The 17,398-nt window shown below is 32.2% G+C and carries 16 protein-coding genes; 9 read left to right on the top strand and 7 right to left on the bottom strand.

Translation table 11 applies throughout. The features are described 5' to 3' along the window. Positions 1 to 26: 26 nt before the first annotated feature. On the bottom strand, positions 27 to 854 hold the full coding sequence (locus B3C18_RS14195; protein ID WP_291148853.1) for an SAM hydrolase/SAM-dependent halogenase family protein: 828 nt from the start codon (positions 852 to 854) through the stop codon (positions 27 to 29). Between the two features lie 182 nt (positions 855 to 1,036). On the opposite strand from B3C18_RS14195, the gene B3C18_RS14190 reads away from it, so the two are divergent. The 8 genes from B3C18_RS14190 to B3C18_RS14155 all read left to right on the top strand — a co-directional run bounded on the left by B3C18_RS14190 (position 1,037) and on the right by B3C18_RS14155 (position 7,616). Further along, a complete protein-coding gene (locus B3C18_RS14190) occupies positions 1,037 to 1,987 on the top strand; it encodes a PhoH family protein (RefSeq protein ID WP_053472652.1) in 951 nt (316 codons plus the stop codon). Positions 1,988 to 2,118: 131 nt separating this feature from the next. After that, positions 2,119 to 2,604, top strand: a complete 486-nt coding sequence (locus tag B3C18_RS14185) for a hypothetical protein (RefSeq protein WP_291147868.1) — start codon at positions 2,119 to 2,121, stop codon at positions 2,602 to 2,604. Then, positions 2,601 to 2,963 (top strand): DUF1801 domain-containing protein, encoded by a 363-nt coding sequence (locus B3C18_RS14180; protein ID WP_291147867.1) that lies wholly within the window; start codon positions 2,601 to 2,603, stop codon positions 2,961 to 2,963. The genes B3C18_RS14185 and B3C18_RS14180 overlap by 4 nt, the downstream gene beginning before the upstream one ends. Positions 2,964 to 2,968: 5 nt before the next feature. Continuing rightward, positions 2,969 to 3,430 (top strand): DUF6985 domain-containing protein, encoded by a 462-nt coding sequence (locus tag B3C18_RS14175; protein ID WP_291147865.1) that lies wholly within the window; start codon positions 2,969 to 2,971, stop codon positions 3,428 to 3,430. A gap of 156 nt (positions 3,431 to 3,586) precedes the next feature. Further along, entirely contained in the window at positions 3,587 to 4,411 is an 825-nt protein-coding gene (locus tag B3C18_RS14170) for a Cof-type HAD-IIB family hydrolase (RefSeq protein WP_291147864.1), read from the top strand. Positions 4,412 to 4,647: 236 nt separating this feature from the next. Next, positions 4,648 to 5,601: a phosphoribosylaminoimidazolesuccinocarboxamide synthase gene (locus tag B3C18_RS14165; protein ID WP_291147863.1), complete on the top strand. Its 954-nt coding sequence runs from the start codon at positions 4,648 to 4,650 to the stop codon at positions 5,599 to 5,601. 32 nt (positions 5,602 to 5,633) lie between these two features. Beyond that, a complete protein-coding gene (locus B3C18_RS14160; RefSeq protein ID WP_291147861.1) occupies positions 5,634 to 6,764 on the top strand; it encodes a glycoside hydrolase family 26 protein in 1,131 nt (376 codons plus the stop codon). 465 nt (positions 6,765 to 7,229) lie between these two features. After that, the gene (locus B3C18_RS14155) at positions 7,230 to 7,616 is read left to right on the top strand and encodes an ankyrin repeat domain-containing protein (protein ID WP_291147860.1); all 387 of its coding nucleotides are present in this window, start codon (positions 7,230 to 7,232) and stop codon (positions 7,614 to 7,616) included. A gap of 178 nt (positions 7,617 to 7,794) precedes the next feature. On the opposite strand, the gene B3C18_RS14150 is transcribed toward B3C18_RS14155, so the two are convergent. The 6 genes from B3C18_RS14150 to B3C18_RS14125 form a co-directional block, all read right to left on the bottom strand. Continuing rightward, positions 7,795 to 10,893, bottom strand: coding sequence for an efflux RND transporter permease subunit (locus B3C18_RS14150; RefSeq protein WP_180860611.1), 3,099 nt, complete (start codon positions 10,891 to 10,893; stop codon positions 7,795 to 7,797). A 3-nt stretch (positions 10,894 to 10,896) separates the two neighbouring features. Then, positions 10,897 to 11,982 (bottom strand): efflux RND transporter periplasmic adaptor subunit, encoded by a 1,086-nt coding sequence (locus tag B3C18_RS14145; RefSeq protein ID WP_291147858.1) that lies wholly within the window; start codon positions 11,980 to 11,982, stop codon positions 10,897 to 10,899. A gap of 12 nt (positions 11,983 to 11,994) precedes the next feature. Continuing rightward, positions 11,995 to 13,242: a TolC family protein gene (locus B3C18_RS14140; protein ID WP_291147857.1), complete on the bottom strand. Its 1,248-nt coding sequence runs from the start codon at positions 13,240 to 13,242 to the stop codon at positions 11,995 to 11,997. 87 nt (positions 13,243 to 13,329) lie between these two features. Further along, the gene (locus B3C18_RS14135; RefSeq protein ID WP_291147856.1) at positions 13,330 to 14,691 is read right to left on the bottom strand and encodes a HAMP domain-containing sensor histidine kinase; all 1,362 of its coding nucleotides are present in this window, start codon (positions 14,689 to 14,691) and stop codon (positions 13,330 to 13,332) included. After that, positions 14,688 to 15,368, bottom strand: a complete 681-nt coding sequence (locus B3C18_RS14130) for a response regulator transcription factor (protein ID WP_232681877.1) — start codon at positions 15,366 to 15,368, stop codon at positions 14,688 to 14,690. The genes B3C18_RS14135 and B3C18_RS14130 overlap by 4 nt, the downstream gene beginning before the upstream one ends. A 62-nt stretch (positions 15,369 to 15,430) precedes the next feature. Next, on the bottom strand, positions 15,431 to 16,519 hold the full coding sequence (locus B3C18_RS14125) for a M42 family metallopeptidase (RefSeq protein WP_291147854.1): 1,089 nt from the start codon (positions 16,517 to 16,519) through the stop codon (positions 15,431 to 15,433). A gap of 81 nt (positions 16,520 to 16,600) precedes the next feature. Between B3C18_RS14125 and B3C18_RS14120 the strand changes: the two genes are divergently transcribed. After that, a complete protein-coding gene (locus B3C18_RS14120) occupies positions 16,601 to 17,281 on the top strand; it encodes a DUF4294 domain-containing protein (protein ID WP_291147852.1) in 681 nt (226 codons plus the stop codon). The last annotated feature ends 117 nt before the right edge of the window (positions 17,282 to 17,398 follow it).

Raw genomic sequence — 17,398 nt, 5'->3', positions numbered from 1 at the left:
TTTTAGTTTACTTGACATATAAATAATTACGAAAACTTAATGGTAATCACATCACGATAATTCAATCCCAACAAACTATTTGCAGAACCCACTTTAGAAGGATTACTTCTAAAAATAGCAATCTCAAGAAAACCGGCTTCATTAAAAATAGCCAGTTTTTCACCTTCATAAGTTTTAATTGGATATTTGTCTGAAGTTGCAATAGCCGAATAATTAGGCAGAATTGTTTTGATACTTTTCGGTTTCATCACAATTTCATAAGGACGACCTTTTGCAACTTCTAAAAATTGCTGTTTTGAAATATTAGTTACTACATTTCCAAAATGATCAATATAAATAACGTAGCCTTTTAATGAATTTCCATCTGCCGCAACTACAGGCTGCAATTCAGTTACTTCTTTAACAGCAGGAATTTCTTTGCCAATAACATTCAGTAAACCGCCTTTAGCAATATGACAGGCAACCTGAATAAAAATATCCAAATCACTGAATTCAATGGGAAACCGATCATGAATATTGATTTCGACAATTTTTTGCGGTACAATCTTCTGCGTAAGCATACTTAAAATCCCGTTATCGGCACAAATAAAGAAATGATCGTTCCATTGCATAGCGATATGCTGGTTCTCTTTATTGCGTTCAATATCGACTCCAATTAAGTGTACAGTCCCTTTTGGAAAACTCAAATAAGAGGCTCCAATAATGTAACTTGCTTCGGCAGTGTTGAATGGATCAATGTCATGCGAAATATCAATAATTTTTGCTTCTGGAAGTTCAGAAATGATTTTACCCTTCAGCGAACCAACAAAGTGGTCTTTTAAGCCGTAATCAGTAGTGAGGGTAATTATTGACATCATTTTGTTTATAACTATTGATAGTATTTAAATCTAATTTTCATTAAATTTGAGAAATGCAAATCTAATAATAGTAAATGCAAATTGAAAGTAGAAAAATCAAATTACATTTAAAGATATGAACATACCCGACAACTATAGATTTTCAAAACAAATTTATTTTTAATTTAAATTTATCTCATTTGAACGAAAGAATTATCGAGCTTATAGACATCGCTCCAAAAGACTTTTGGGGCGCGCAGGATTCTCATCTTGAAATTATTAAAAAGTACTACCCAAAGCTTAAAATCGTAGCGCGAGGGACAACTTTGAAAGCCTTTGGCGAAAAAGATGTTTTAGATGAATTCGAAAAGAGATTTCAGAGGCTTATGCTTCATTTTACCAGATACAACAACATTGATGATAATGTAATTGAACGTGTAATAATGAGTGATGGTCAGGATGAAAAAAAAGCATACGATCATGACAAAATATTAGTTCACGGAGTTGGCGGTAAGATTATTAAAGCCATGACACCCAACCAGCAGTTACTGGTAGATACCATCAGAAAAAATGATATGGTATTTGCAATTGGACCTGCCGGAACCGGAAAAACTTACACGGGTGTTGCAATGGCTGTTAAAGCACTTAAAGACAAAGAAGTAAAAAGGATCATATTAACGCGTCCGGCGGTAGAAGCAGGAGAAAATCTTGGTTTTTTACCCGGAGATATGAAAGAAAAACTAGATCCTTACATGCAGCCTCTTTATGATGCTTTGAGAGATATGTTACCAAACGAAAAACTCGAAGATTACATTTTAAAAGGAATTATTCAGATTGCGCCTTTGGCATTTATGCGCGGGCGAACACTTGATAACGCCTTTGTAATTCTGGATGAAGCGCAGAATACAACGCACTCACAAATGAAGATGTTTTTGACTCGTATGGGAAAAAACGCCAAGTTTATGATTACGGGAGATCCTGGTCAGGTCGATTTACCACGCAGAACTATTTCGGGTCTTAAAGAAGCTATTTTGGTTCTTAAAGATATAGACGGCATAGGAATTATTTATCTTGATGATAAAGATATCGTGCGTCACAGATTAGTGAAAAAGGTAATCGACGCTTATAAGCAAATAGAAAACCACGACTAAGTTTTATTTTTAGTGAAATGTTAAATGTAAATCGTAAAATGTGTTTTAACATTTATTAATATTCGTTTTATTCATTTTCTTTTTAGAGATGAGTAAAACGAATATTTTTTTGAATTATAAATTGCTATTGAATGAAGTGTAAAGAATTCTATTTTTTATTATTTATCTGTTTAATTTCGTGTAAAAAAGCAGAAATCACACCAAATAAATTCCTCGGAACTTGGTATGATACAGAATATATTGTTCCTGGGAAATCAAGTATTAAAATAAATGCTGATAGTACTTTTTATTATAGAAGTCATGGTTGTGAAGGTGGGTCTGTTTCAAAAGGTAATTGGAAAATTGTTGGTGATTCAATTGAACTAAATAGCATAAGTAGTGATACTTGTTATAAAATGTTTCCCTTTATATTTTGTTATCCTTTTGAAAAAAGCAGCAAAAGAGATCTACTGACAATTCCTAATTGTAATCCTGATAACAATACATTTTTTGCAATATTTTCAAAAGAAATATTTTATATTAAAAATGATTCCTTAGTTTATAAATTAAAGCCAAGTTCGAATTGTCCCGATACTTTGAAAATTGTTTTTGCTAAAACTCAAAAGATTAGAAAATGAAACAACTAGATGATTTCTACCTAAACCAAGAAGAACCAATAAAAGGAACATTTTTGGCATTAAAAGATATTATCTTAAAACAAGACAAAGACATAACACATGTTTTAAAATACGGAATGCCATTTTTCTGCTATAAAGGAAAAATGTTCTGCTATTTATGGATTCATAAAAAACTGAAACAACCTTATATTGGAATTGTGGAAGGAAAGCATTTTGAAGAACCTTTTTTGATTCAGGAAAAAAGATCGAGAATGAAAATTATGAAGTTTAATTCTGAGGAAGATTTACCTTTAGAACAAATAGAATTGGTTATTCAGAAAGCAATAAACTTGTATAAATCTGGAATTATTAAAGTTTAAAAATTATGATATCAAAAATAGTTGGACAGCTTAAATCATTGGATTATGACTCTGATTTTTTTATAAGTGAACCATATTTAATACCCTATTTTAATGATAAGAAGCTAAAAATTGGTTTTGTTGATGCAATGCACGAGCCATATTTGACTGAAGCTGACAAGGTATTAGAAAATTTCTTAAAGCTGAATAATGAAGGAAGAATTAAAGATTCGCAACTAGTCTTTAATTATTATAAAGAAACGTTACATCTTGGATATACAAAATCTCTTGATATTGAGGTTACTGAACAAGTCTGGGATTTTGTTCATCCATCAGAAATAATTATTGATTGGGATGAAAATGGTGATTTTTATTTATGTATTTCTTGTGAATGCGAATGGGAAGATGAACATGGTTTGTATTTAGTTTTTAAAGATGGATTAAAACTGACAAGGGCGAATGGACATGATGGAGGATTTACAGATTAATGATAATATGTTGCTTAAAATGAATAAAAATGGATATTTAACCGAATAGTTAAATAAATAATAAACTTGCCTCATTTTTAGCTTTCAAGGCTTGTAATCTTTGCTCAGCTGAGCGTAAAGCCGTAAATTTGCACATCATAAATATTTGATATTGATATGACAAAACTTAAAAATATAAAAGTTGTAGTAAGTGATTTAGACGGAACTTTACTCAACCCTCAACACAAAATCTCAGATTATACCAAATCAATTTTTCAGGAACTTCACAATCAAGGTTATCTTTTAGTTGTTGCAACAGGTCGTCATCATCTTGATGCAATGGCTATTATTGAAACGCTTGAAGTACCCGTTTATTTAGTAAGTTCAAACGGAGCAAGAATTCATTCACCAAATAAAGAAGAGCTTTTTGCATTTAACTTAAACAGTGATGTTGTAAAAGCAGCTTTAAATGTAGAAATCGATCCTGAAATCACAGTTGTTTTATTTAAAGAAAATGTTTGGCAAACCAACAGAATAAGCGAAAAACTTAATGCTTATCAGTCAGAATTAAATTACCGTCCGGAATTAGTAGATTATAAAACGCTGGAAGATTTTGGAGCTATTAAAATTTTCTTTTCATGTGATAATCATGAAAAATTAGTAAAACTAAAAGATGACGTTTTAGCCAATTCTTCAGAACATTTGCACCATGCTTTCAGTTTACCAACTTGTTTGGAATTTATGGATAAATCTATAGACAAAGCTGTTGCAATCGAACAAGTTTTGGAAAAAGAAGGTTTTACTTTGGCCGAAGCAGTTTCATTTGGAGACGGTTTTAATGATGTTCAAATGTTATCAGCATCTGGAAAAGGTTTAATTATGGGAAATGCTCCTGCATTATTAAAAGAAACTTTGCCTGATTTAGAAGTTATTAAAACAAATGCCGAAGATGGCGTAGCAAAATATATCGCTTCAAAAATATTGGATAAAGAACTTGTTTAGAGTTTTTTGCCACGACCCGAGCGATAGCGAATAGGCGAAGCAATTACACGAATTTCCACGAATTATTTGTTGAAGTAATCAAACCGATTTAACAGCTAAAAAATTCGTGGAAATTCGTGTAATTCGCGGCAAACCAAACCCAATTAATAACATTTCTTATTTATCTTTTTCTTTGATGATGTAACTCTCTGAAATAATTTTAAATTTGCATTCATAAAAAACAACACAACAAGATAATGAGCAATACAATTACAACCACAAATTTTAATTTCCCGAATCAGAAATCAGTTTACCGCGGAAAAGTTAGAGAAGTTTATAACATCAACGACGATCTTTTAGTAATGGTAGCAACTGACAGACTTTCGGCTTTTGACGTGGTTTTACCAAAAGGAATTCCGTACAAAGGACAAATTTTGAATCAGATTGCGACAAAATTTATGGAATTAACGCAGGACATTGTTCCGAATTGGTTAATTGCAACTCCAGATCCAAACGTTGCTGTTGGACATTTATGCGAGCCTTTTAAAGTAGAAATGGTTATTCGCGGTTACCTTTCAGGACACGCTGCACGTGAATATGCAGCAGGAAGAAAACAAATCTGCGGTGTATCTATGGCTGAAGGTTTAAAAGAAAATGATAAATTCCCGGAACCAATTATTACACCAACTACAAAAGCAGATAATGGTTCTCATGATGAAGATATTTCTCGTGAAGATATTTTAGCAAAAGGAATTGTTTCAGAAGAAGATTATTTAGTTTTAGAAAAATATACGCGTGCTTTATTTCAAAGAGGAACAGAAATTGCTGCTTCTCGCGGATTAATTTTAGTTGACACAAAATACGAATTCGGAAAAACAAAAGAAGGCGTTATTGTTTTAATTGATGAAATTCATACTCCTGATTCTTCTCGTTATTTTTATGCTGAAGGATATGCAGAAAGACAAGAAAAAGGAGAGGAGCAAAAACAATTATCTAAAGAATTTGTACGCCGCTGGTTAATCGAAAACGGTTTTCAAGGTCAGGAAGGACAGCAGATTCCAGATATGACAGACGCTTACATCGAATCAGTTTCTGAAAGATATATCGAGTTGTACGAGAACATTTTAGGAGAAAAATTCGTGAAAGCTGATATTGATAATATTGACCAACGTATTGATAAAAACGTATTACAATACTTAGGATCTAAATAGTAATTTTCGGGTTTAAACTAACTATTTGAACCATGAACTTTATAACAAATAAAACAAATGCCTTGTTATCTCTATGTATGATAACAGGGCATTTTCTTTTTGCGCAAATCGATAAAAATGCAACAAAAGAAACCAAAATTTTGTATCATAATTTAAAAGCTATTTCAAAAGAACATATTCTGTTTGGTCATCAGCACGCCTTAGAATATGGCCACGGATGGAGTAATGAACCCAACAAATCAGATGTTAAATTAGTTACTGGTTCACATCCTGCAGTTGTTGGAATTGATTTTAGCGGTTTTTCAGGATATTCAAAAGAAAAAATTGAAGAGACAAAAACGGTTTTAAAAAAGAATGTTATTGATACTTACGAACGCGGCGGAATAACAACTGTTTCCTGGCATTTTAATAATCCGGTTTCCAAAGACGGATTTTACTGGAAAGATTCAATTTCTGTAGCAGCAATGTCATTAATCAAAAAAGGAGGCTTACATCACGAACAATACAAGGAAATTTTAAAAACCATTGCCGATTTTGCCCATTCTGCAAAAGCAAAAGACGGAAAATTGGTTCCAATGATTTTCAGGCCTTTTCATGAATTTGACGGTGATTGGTTTTGGTGGGGAAAAAAATATACTTCCCGAGAAGACTTTATAGAAGTCTGGCAGTTTACGGTTTCTTATTTAAGAGATACTTTAGGAGTCCATAATTTTATTTACGCCTTTTCTCCAGATACCAGATTTAATTCTGAATCAGAATATTTAGAACGTTATCCCGGAGATGATTATGTTGATTTATTTGGTATGGACGATTACGGCGATTTTGGACGTGATGGAAAATATGATTTAGATGCTGGTGTCAAAAGACTTAAAATAATATCTGATATTGCTATTCAAAAGAAAAAACTTGCAGCTTTTACTGAAACGGGACTAGAATCTATTCCAAATCCCACTTGGTGGACAGAAACGTTATTACATTCCTTAAAAAAAGAAAAAATTGAACTTTGTTATGTTTTAGTTTGGCGAAATGATGCTAAAAGTTTAACCCATTATTATGCTCCATTTCCGGGTCAGATAAGCGAAATGGATTTTCTTAAATTCTATAATGATCCCTATACTTTATTTGAAAACGATTTGAAGAACATTTACAAGAGGAAATTTTAAATAATTTCCTCTTTTTTTTGATTCAAGACTAAAAACTATTTCGTTATATTTTGGGATTTTTCTTATTTTTTACGTCTGCAGTGAAAGTTTTTTATTTTAGTGAGAAATCCACAAAATCCTGCTTAAAAATTTTGTTTTAATGAAAAATTTCTGCCTTTTTTGTGCATAATAATATTGTATAGTTAAAAAGGTAGAGTATTGCTTTTAATTTTTCTTAAAAAATCTACAGACCAAAATGAAAAAATATTTGAATTCGTGTAACATTTCTACATTTGCAGCGTCTTTTATATAGAATTTCAATTTTAGAAAGACAATATTTCGAATTCATTAATAAAACGTTAAGAATTAGTTAAAACAAAGTACTTGGTAATACAAGTTACTAAAATTAGATTACATTTGTCAAGAATTTAAATCAATTCATTATCAATCAAATAATTATCAATCAATTTAACAAACCCAATCATTATGAAAAATTCAGTTATTTATTTAGGATTAGCTTTAGTAACATTTGTAAATGTAGCAACAGCTTCAAATAACACATCAGTTGTTAAAAATCAAGTTGCAGTATCAGCTGTATACGATGACGGAACACCTCTAGTAGTTGCTGTAAGCAAAGGAGATATCGAAACAGTTAAAAAATTCATTGAATATGGTGTTAATGTAAACGAAAAAGCAGACGATATGTCTCCATTAATGACTGCTGCTCGTTACAACAAAGTTGAAATCATTAAAGTTTTATTAGCAGCTGGTGCTCGTCCATCAGATAAAAATGAAAAAGGATATACAGCATTAAAATTTGCTCAATTATCAAATGCAACAGAAGCTATTGCACTTTTGAAAGACGCAAAATAATAGTTTAAAAAGTTTGAGTTAGTACAAACGGCCATCTTTGAGCGGATGGCCGTTTTTTTGTACTTTATTGTTTCGTTGAATAATTTATATAAGCAAAAAAGCACCATTAATTTTAATGGTGCTTTTTCTTTCTAAACCAAATTAATCTAACCAAAAATTAATTTTATTGTAAATACTGCTATTCTATAGGAGCATGTTTTTTCTTGTTGAATATCCAGAATAAAATAGGGAATACCAATAACGTCAGGATTGTTGCTGTTACCAAACCTCCAATAATAACAATTGCAAGAGGTTTTTGAGACTCAGATCCAATTCCCGTAGAAATTGCAGCCGGCATTAAACCTATCGAAGCCATAAGCGCAGTCATAACTACAGCCCTTGTTCTGGCTTTTACGCCCATAAATATGGATTCTTCAAGTGAGAATTTTGCCTTGAGATTATGATGAAATTCTGATATCAGAATTACTCCATTCTGAATACAAATCCCAAGTAAAGCAATAAAACCAACTCCAGCAGAAATTCCGAAATTCATTCCGGTTAAATGCAAAGCAATAATTCCTCCAATTACGGCAAACGGAACATTGGCTAAAACTAACAGCGAATCTTTGAAGTTTCCAAACAAAATAAATAACAGTACAAATATTCCAATTAAACTGATTGGTACAACTTGGGCCAGACGCGCACTGGCACGAACCTGATTTTCAAATTCTCCCGTCCAGCCTGTTGTATATCCCGGAGGCATTTTTACTTCTGCCACTTTAGATTGTGCTTCGGCAATGGTACTTCCTAGATCTCGATCACGAACAGAGAATTTTACTCCAATAAAACGTTTTGTATTATCTCTGTAAATAAATGCAGGACCAGTTATCGTTTTAATATCACAGATTTCTTTCAACGGAATTTTTGCTCCGCTGATTGTTGGTACTTTTAACTCGGCTAAATCTTCTTCATCTTTACGATATTCTTTAGAAAAACGAACTCGAACATCAAATTTCTTTTCATCTTCATATTTTTGAGTAGCTGTTTTTCCTCCAAAAGCCAATTCTAAAACCGCCTGTGCATCGCTTAATGTTACGCCATAAGCAGCCATTTTTTCTCGATCAAGAATTACACTAATTTCAGGCTGACCAACATTTCTAAGAATTCCGACATCTTTAATACCGGGAATGTTTTTGATTTTCTCCAGTACCTGATTTGACAATTCATCTAATTTATCTAAATCATCGCCATAAATCTTAACCGCATTTGAAGCTTTAAATCCAGCAACAGATTCGGCAACGTTATCAATTACAGGCTGAGAATAATTATAAGTAATTCCCTGATGAACTTTTAATTTGTCATCCATTTCATTAATTAAACCATCCATCGTGATTTTTCGTGTCCATTCGGATTTTGGTTTCAAATCAACCTGAAGCTGAATAAATCCAAATCCATTAGGGTCTGTTCCATCATTGCTTCGTCCGGTTTGCGAAAGCACATTTTTTACTTCAGGAAAACTTTCCAGATCTTTTCTGATCATTGCTGCGGTTTTTACACTTTCTGGAAGTGAAGTACTCATAGGTAATTCTGCCGTTACCCATAATGCTCCCTCATTTAACTGAGGTAAAAACTCTGTTCCTAAAAACGTAGCCGAGAAAAAAGTTGCAGCAATCACACTTAATGAAATAACTAAAGTTTTTACTTTATGCTTAAATGTCCAGGCAAAACCTTTAGCAACATTTCTGTCCCAAAAGTTTACAAAGGGATTATTTTTTTCTTTTACGTTTTTATTCAATAATATATGAGATAAAACAGGAACCAAAGTCAAGGTAAAAAGTAATGCTCCCATTAACGCAAATCCTAATGTATAGGCTAGAGGAGAGAACATTTTTCCTTCTACTTTCTGGAATGAGAAAATTGGCAGTAAAGCAGTAATAATAATTAATTTAGAAAAAAAGATGGCTTTACCCATTTCTGTTCCCGTTTTCTTAATAATGCTTCCTTTTGCAATTTTATTATAAGCTGTCATTCCCAATTGATGCGCTCGATGATCGAGTACAACAAATAATCCTTCGACCATTACAACCGCACCATCAATAATAATCCCGAAATCGACCGCACCCAAACTCAGTAAGTTGGCACTCATTCCCATCATTTTCAAACATAAAAAGGCAAATAATAAAGAAAGAGGAATTACGATAGAAACCGTAAAAGTAGTTCTCCAGTCGGCCATGAAAAGAAACACAACGCACGTAACGAGAATAATACCTTCAAATAAATTATGCATTACCGTTTCGGTAGTGAAATTCATTAAATTATCACGATCATAAAAAGTTTCAATTTTAATATCCTTTGGGAGAACATTATCATTCAAATCCTTTATTTTATCTTTAATCAAGGCTAAAGTTTCCTGAGCATTTTCGCCTTTACGCATTACAACAATCCCTTCAACGGCATCATCGTTTTTACCAATTCCGGTTTGTCCGACTCTTGGCATCGAACTTTCATAAACTGAAGCTACATTTTTTACCAAAATTGGATTTCCGTGAGCATCATCTACAATAATGTTTTCAATATCCGATATCGATTTTAAAAGCCCAACACCACGAACTACAAAAGCCTGTCCGTTTTTTTCGATAATATCACCACCAACATTTAAGTTTCCTGAATTTACAGCATTATAAACCTGAAGTGGTGTAATATTGTATTTAGCTAATTTTACTGGATCAACACCAACTTCATAAGTTTTAGTTTGTCCTCCAAAAACGTTCAAATCAGCAACACCGGGAACTGCACGTAATTGTTTGTCAATAACCCAGTTTTGGTAAGTCAGCAACTCACGACTGTCGCGGCTGTCACTTTTTACAATATATCTGAAAATTTCTCCAGTTGGTCCGTACGGTGGCTGAACGTCTGGTTCAACATCATCAGGAAGCGTCACATTTTTAAGTAAATTGTTTACCTGAAAACGGGCAAAAGTATCATCGACACCATCATCAAAAATAATTTTGATAACAGATAAACCAAACATCGTAATACTTCTAACGCTTGTTTTTTTCTGAACCGAGTTCATCGAGATTTCGATAGGAGTAGTTACAAAACGCTCTACTTCTTCGGCACTTTTACCATTCCATTGTGTAATGATAATAATTTGAGTATTCGTTACATCTGGAAAAGCGTCAATTGGCATATTTTTGAAGGAAATGAATCCGGCAACAGCCAATATTCCAACCCAAAAAAAGGTAAATGCTTTATTCTTAAGTGAAAAAGCAATTATATTTCGTATGAATTTGTTCATGTCTTAATCGTTTAAAGCGCGATAAATAAATAATTGATTATTGGTAATGACTTTTTCATTTTCCTTTAAACCGCTTGAAATGTAAGTTGTGTCGCCAACAACTCGGTAAACTTCAACTTGTCTTGTTTCGATATTATGGCGATCTTTAAAAATCATGACGAAATTTTTACTTTTATCAAAAACAATAGCGTTGCTTGGAATCGCAATCATTGATTCATTTTCGTTATAGGATAATTTGATATTAGCATTCATATCAGGTTTCAATAAAAAACCAGGATTTTGAAGTTTAATACGCGCCTGCATCGCTTTGGTTTCAGGATCGATTACATTGAAAATTTTATCGACTTTTCCTTTAAAAATTTTATCAGGATAACTTAAGGTTGTTACACTTGCATCAATTCCTAACTTAATTTTATTAATGTCAATTTCATTAATATTAGCCATCGCCCAAACTTCACTAATTTCAGCAATGTCAAAAATGTTCTCAGAACGATCAGAACGTAAAAGCATATCCTGATTTATACTTTTCTGAATAATAAATCCACTGATTGGCGCTGTTACTTCATAAATAGAACCGGCTTTAATATTGTAGATTTTATACGTTTCCTGAATTTTGCTCAATTGAGACTGCGCTTTATTTACTTCAGCTTTTGCCTGCAGCACATCACTTTCAGAATTTAATTTTCCGTCAAATAATTCCGTCGCTACCTTCAAACTGTTTTTTGCAACCAGTAAATCACTTTTAGCATCGATAGACTGCTTTTCGAAATCAGCAATATCAGTACTTTTTATCGTAGCTAAAACTTGCCCTTTTTTTACATAATCTCCAAGTTCTACATTTACTTTAACCACGTTTCCACCAACAAGAGGGTAAACATCAATTAATTTATTATTGTCGGCTGTAATTTTTCCGTAAAAACTCAATTCGTTTTTTACAGTTTGTTTTTCTGCAGTTGCTGTACTCGTAGTTTTTAGCATACTATCGCTCAAGGCGAAAGAAGTATTAGTTTGTGGATTTTCTACTTCCTTTTTACAGCTCGTAAGTGATAAACCTACAATTGCAATTCCTATAATTAGTGTATGTTTCATTATTATTTAATTTTAAAATAAATCCTTGTTGATGGTAGTATTTAATTCTTCACCTGATAGAGCCAGTTTTTTCTTCAATTCATTTAACTGAATATTAGCCTGATTATAACTTTCCATAAAATCAGTAAATTCTAATAAGCTGATATTTCGCTTTTGAAAATTGGTTAAGATTCCATTATAAACAGCTTCAAAATCTGAATTTACAGTAGGTTTAATAACCGCATAGTTTTTACGGGATTCGTCCCATTTATTCCATGCCGATGTAATTTCAGTTTCCAGTTGAAGTCCAAAATTTTGTTTTTCAACTTTGGATTGTTCCAGGACAACCTGAGCATTTTTAATATTTCCTTTGTTTTTGTTCCAAAGTGGCAGCGGAATTCCAACAGACACATTTGCTTCTCTATTAAAAGCACCGCTTCGCTGATCATAATTTGCACCCAAAGTAATATCAGGAATCGAAAGTGATTTTTGCCATTTTAAATTTAGCTCATTCGCTTCAATCTCTTTTTGTTTGGCTAAATAATCAGGACGATTGGCAATCGCTTCATCTTCAAAAGACTTTAAATCAAATGGGATAATTTTTAAGTATTTATTAAAATCATCCTTAGATACATCGGGAATTATAGTTTCAGTTGAATTCAATAACAATTTTAAATTTGCCTGCTCTTCAATGCTGCTATTCACAACTTCCATTCTTTCATTTTTAAAATTTAGATATAGAGATTGTAAACGCACAACATCCCGCAAAGGAATATTTCCTTTTTGAGCCTGAATAGAGTAGGAGTTGATTAAGTCTTCAATATGAACAAGTTGTTTATCTGTTATTTCAAGACTTTTTGTATTGTAATAAACCGTATAAAAACTTTGACGTAACTGCAGTTTTAATGTTCGAAGTAAATCATTAAACTGAAGTTCTGCTAATTGTTCATTAGTCTGTGCCAATTTAACTTCATTGCGTTTTTTTCCGCCTAGATAAATTAACTGCTCAATCCCAAAAACTTTTTGACCTTCTTTACCAATGTCAAAATATTTGTTCCTTTCGGGGTTGTAAGCATTTAATTCTGCAGTAATTGTGGGATTGTCCCATATTCGGGACTGAATGGTCATGGCTTTTGCAGCATCGATATTATAATGAGATGCCAGCAAAAAAAGATTATTTTTAAGAAACTGACTCTCACAATCCTGAAGTGTGATTGTTTTTTGAGCCATAACTACCTGATTTAGGAGTACAAGTAGTAATAATGCATATAGTTTTCTCATTGTATCTATTTTATTTTGTACAAATATGCTATCGCCAGACTTTAAGAGTGCTTAAAATCTACCTTAAAATTAGCTTAAAATAAAATATTAATGAAAGAATAATTGGAATAAATTTTCTTTACTGTTTGGTATGCTGTAAGTTATGGAAGATTTATGCAGCGTTAAAATACGATTTACAATACGTAAACCAAGACCAAAACCAGATGTTCCTTTAGAATTTTTTCCGCGCATAAAAGGCTGAAAAAGATTTTTTTGTTCTGCTTCGCTTAAAGTTTTTCCAGTATTCAAAACAGAAATAACCAAATGATTTCCTTGGGTACTTATTTTTACCAAAGCCTGTTTATTATCTGAATAAACACAGGCATTTTTTAAAACATTAATTAAAGCAATCTCTAAGAGGTTTTTATTTCCTTTAACTTCTAACGCCGTATCTAAATTGTCACTTTCTTCAATTTCAAATAAAATAATAAATTCAGGAAAGCTTTTCTTTAAATTTTCAATTGAAGAAAATAGAATTTCATCCATTCTATGAACTTCATTGTCCTCATTATTTTTATTGCTATCAATTTTTGACAATATCAATAAAGAACTAATCAATTCCGTTAAATGATTTACATCTGATAAAATAGTAGTTAAGAAAGTTTTTCCCTTTGCAGAAGTTGCAGGATCAGCAACTGTATTTTCTATTTGAGCCGTAATTCTCGAAAGCGGCGTTCTAAGTTCATGCGAAGCGTGAGCAGTAAATTCTTTTTGCTTTTGATAAGAAACCTCAATACGGTCCATCATGAAATTAAATTCGTTGGCAATCAAATCAATTTCATCCTTGTTGCTTTTTGAAGCAATACGAGTATCAAGATTATTCTCGTTGATATTTTTTATTTTCTGATGAAATAAACTCAAGGGATTCATGGCCTTTTTAACCATAAACGAAGTTAAAACCCAGCAGATACAAGTAAATAGAATATAAGATATAATGAGAGTATATCTTAAAAAAAGCAGTTTTCGTTTTCCGTAGTCATCCGTAGCCGAAATTAAAGCATAAAAATCTTTATCCTTTGTATCATAAAAAACACCGTAAACCTCATAATCACCTTGCTGCTTAAAGAAAGTTTTATGTTTTTTCAGATATTTTAAATCCTCAACAGACCAGTTTATTTTGGCATCATCAATACTGCTGTAAATAAGTTTAAAATGAGAATCAAAAACCAAAGTCTTTTCGTCATACAGCTTATTAATCGAATTTTGGTCAATAATCTTCAAAAGCTGATCGTCAACTTCTTTTACATTAACCAAAAGTTTAATGTTCGAAAGCGCTTTAATTTCTAAACGATCTCGAAATTCTTCTTTTCTAAAATTAGAATACAAAACAAAAATCACCGTAGAAGCCAATCCAAAAAGGATTGTAAACAGTAAACTTACTAAAAGTGATATTCTGTTTTTTAAAGTCATTCTTCGTTGCTTAAATAATATCCATATCCAATTTTGGTACGGATAAGTTTTATCTCGTGATCTTTATCTATTTTTTTTCGAAGGAAATTAATATAAACTTCAATCGTATTTTGATTCGTTTCGATATGATAATCCCAAAGTTTATCGGCAATAAATTGTTTAGACAAAACTTTTCCTTTCGCATGAGCCAAAATTAAAATCAATTTAAACTCTTTTGGAGTAAGTTTAATTTCTTCTCCAGAACGAAAAACCTTCATTTCCTCTTCCAGAATTTCTAAATCTTCAATAATAATTTTCTTTTCTGTTTGCTGCGGAATTTCTTTTCTTCTTAATAAAGATAAAATTCGGGCATACAATTCGTCAAAATGAAATGGCTTAACCAAATAATCATCGGCACCATTATCAAAAGATGCCAGTTTATCTTCAATTTCGCTAAAAGCCGTCAGCATTATAATAGGAGTTTTTTTGTCAACCTCTCTAATTCCTTTGCAAACATCAATACCGTTTGTGCCGGGAACATTAATATCGAGAATGATTAAATCATATTCGTAAGGAAAATATTTTTTTAATAATAAAGAACCATCATAATAAGGTATACACTCGAATTCTTTGATAGTAAAGAATGCGGAGATTTCTTTAGATAAAGTAAAATCGTCTTCGAGTAGTAAAATTTTCATGCTTTGTTTGTTAATAAATTCGGCTGTTTAAACTAACAGCCGAATTTATGTTTTTAAAAATATTATTGGAAATAAGAGAAACTCTGATTGTTCTCTATTTTCAACAGCGATTCATAAATCAGCTGAATCACATTTTCTACATCTTCTTTGTGAACCATTTCAACCGTTGTATGCATATAACGTAACGGAAGAGAAATCAATGCCGATGCGACACCGCCATTGCTATAAGCAAAAGCATCAGTATCTGTTCCGGTTGCTCTCGATGTTGCATGACGCTGAAACGGAATTTTATTTTCTTCGGCAGTATCTACAATTAAATCTCGAAGTTTATTTTGAATCGCTGGAGAATAAGCAATAACAGGGCCTTTTCCCATTTTTAAATCCCCTTCAACCTTTTTATCAATCATTGGAGTAGTAGTATCATGGCAAACATCAGTCACAATCGCAACGTTTGGTTTAATTGTATGAGCAATCATTTCTGCCCCACGAAGACCAATTTCTTCCTGAACCGAGTTTACAATATATAAACCAAAAGGAAGTGTTTTTTTATTTTCATGTAACAAACGAGCCACTTCAGCAATCATAAAACCACCCATTCTGTTATCAATAGCACGGCAGACAAATTTGTTTTCGTTCAAAATCATAAATTCATCTGGATAAGTAATTACACATCCCACATGAACGCCCATTGCTTCAACCTGTTCTTTAGTTTCGCAACCCAAATCAATAAAAATATTACTCAGTTTAGGAATCTCTTCTTTATCACGCAAACGAGTATGAATCGCCGGCCATCCAAAAACACCCTTTACAATTCCTTTTTTAGTATGGATATTAACCCTTTTCGAAGGAGCGATTTGATGATCTGAACCGCCATTTCTTATTACATATAATAAACCATCATCTGTAATATAATTTACATACCATGAAATTTCATCAGCGTGCCCTTCAATTACAACCTTAAAAGGAGCATCTGGATTAATAACACCCACAGCCGTACCATATGTATCAGTAATAAAAGTATCAACATAAGGTTTCAAATAATTCATCCACAATTTTTGTCCTTCACTTTCGTAACCAGTCGGCGAAGCGTTATTTAGATAGCTTTCCAGGAAAGCAACAGAAGTATCATTTAAGATAGATTTTGTATTCATAAAAATATTTTTGCGCTAATTTATAAATTTGGTATTAGAGTTGTATATAAATATATAATTTTACATTTAAATTAAGACTCCATGAGATTTACCAGTATTTTGTTTTTACTATTGATTGCATTTACAAGTCAAGCCCAAGTTACTCCAAAAGAAAATCAGGAAATGGGCAATATTTTAACCGAACAAGATTCTATTCTGAATGATACCATTCAGCTGCCCGAGATTATTATCTCAAAAGGAGAGAGAATGAGTGCCGAAGAAATGAAGCAGTTTCAGATTCTGCAAAACAGAGTCTATAAAGTCTATCCTTATGCAAGATTGGCTGCAGATAGATTAACGGCACTAAATAGCGGAATGGCGCGATTGAAAACCAATCGTGAAAAAAAGAAGTATTTTAAGATTGTAGAAGACTACCTTAATAATGAATTCGAAGACAGACTTAAAAAGCTTTCCAGAAAACAAGGGCAGATTCTTGTAAAACTAGTGCATCGCCAAACCGGTAAAACAACTTATGAGTTAATTAAAAACCTAAAAAGTGGTTTCAAAGCCTTCGTTTCAAATACAACAGCCAATTTATTCGACATAAGTTTGAAAACCGAATACAAACCCTACGATGTAAACGAAGATTATTTAATAGAAACAATCCTTGTAAGAGGTTTCGAATCTGGACGTCTATTAAATCAAACTCCAGCCAATCCCGTAAATTATAATAACCTTATGGAACATTGGGAAACAAAAGCTAAGGAGCTCAACAAAAAATAGCATACATATATAAGTATATATATAAGAGCATATATAAGATTAGATTTTATTCTCACAACCCGACAGTTTTTAAAAACGTGTCGGGTTTGTTTTTTATACATATATATATATATATAT

It is taken from the genome of Flavobacterium sp. UBA7680, assembly GCF_002482975.1.
Taxonomy (GTDB): Bacteria; Bacteroidota; Bacteroidia; order Flavobacteriales; family Flavobacteriaceae; genus Flavobacterium.
The sequence above is the reverse complement of the archived record's forward strand: the minus strand, read 5'-3'. Positions and strand labels throughout refer to the sequence as shown.

Excerpts from the sequence above, each read along its gene's own strand:
- B3C18_RS14180 (WP_291147867.1), top strand. The coding sequence starts at position 2,601 with ATGAAACAACTAGATGATTTCTACCTAAACCAAGAAGAACCAATAAAA.
- B3C18_RS14130 (WP_232681877.1), bottom strand. The coding sequence starts at position 15,368 with ATGAAAATTTTACTACTCGAAGACGATTTTACTTTATCTAAAGAAATC.
- B3C18_RS14170 (WP_291147864.1), top strand. The coding sequence starts at position 3,587 with ATGACAAAACTTAAAAATATAAAAGTTGTAGTAAGTGATTTAGACGGA.
- B3C18_RS14160 (WP_291147861.1), top strand. The coding sequence starts at position 5,634 with ATGAACTTTATAACAAATAAAACAAATGCCTTGTTATCTCTATGTATG.
- B3C18_RS14155 (WP_291147860.1), top strand. The coding sequence starts at position 7,230 with ATGAAAAATTCAGTTATTTATTTAGGATTAGCTTTAGTAACATTTGTA.
- B3C18_RS14145 (WP_291147858.1), bottom strand. The coding sequence starts at position 11,982 with ATGAAACATACACTAATTATAGGAATTGCAATTGTAGGTTTATCACTT.
- B3C18_RS14140 (WP_291147857.1), bottom strand. The coding sequence starts at position 13,242 with ATGAGAAAACTATATGCATTATTACTACTTGTACTCCTAAATCAGGTA.
- B3C18_RS14125 (WP_291147854.1), bottom strand. The coding sequence starts at position 16,519 with ATGAATACAAAATCTATCTTAAATGATACTTCTGTTGCTTTCCTGGAA.
- B3C18_RS14120 (WP_291147852.1), top strand. The coding sequence starts at position 16,601 with ATGAGATTTACCAGTATTTTGTTTTTACTATTGATTGCATTTACAAGT.
- B3C18_RS14185 (WP_291147868.1), top strand. The coding sequence starts at position 2,119 with ATGAAGTGTAAAGAATTCTATTTTTTATTATTTATCTGTTTAATTTCG.
- B3C18_RS14165 (WP_291147863.1), top strand. The coding sequence starts at position 4,648 with ATGAGCAATACAATTACAACCACAAATTTTAATTTCCCGAATCAGAAA.
- B3C18_RS14150 (WP_180860611.1), bottom strand. The coding sequence starts at position 10,893 with ATGAACAAATTCATACGAAATATAATTGCTTTTTCACTTAAGAATAAA.
- B3C18_RS14175 (WP_291147865.1), top strand. The coding sequence starts at position 2,969 with ATGATATCAAAAATAGTTGGACAGCTTAAATCATTGGATTATGACTCT.
- B3C18_RS14195 (WP_291148853.1), bottom strand. The coding sequence starts at position 854 with ATGTCAATAATTACCCTCACTACTGATTACGGCTTAAAAGACCACTTT.
- B3C18_RS14135 (WP_291147856.1), bottom strand. The coding sequence starts at position 14,691 with ATGACTTTAAAAAACAGAATATCACTTTTAGTAAGTTTACTGTTTACA.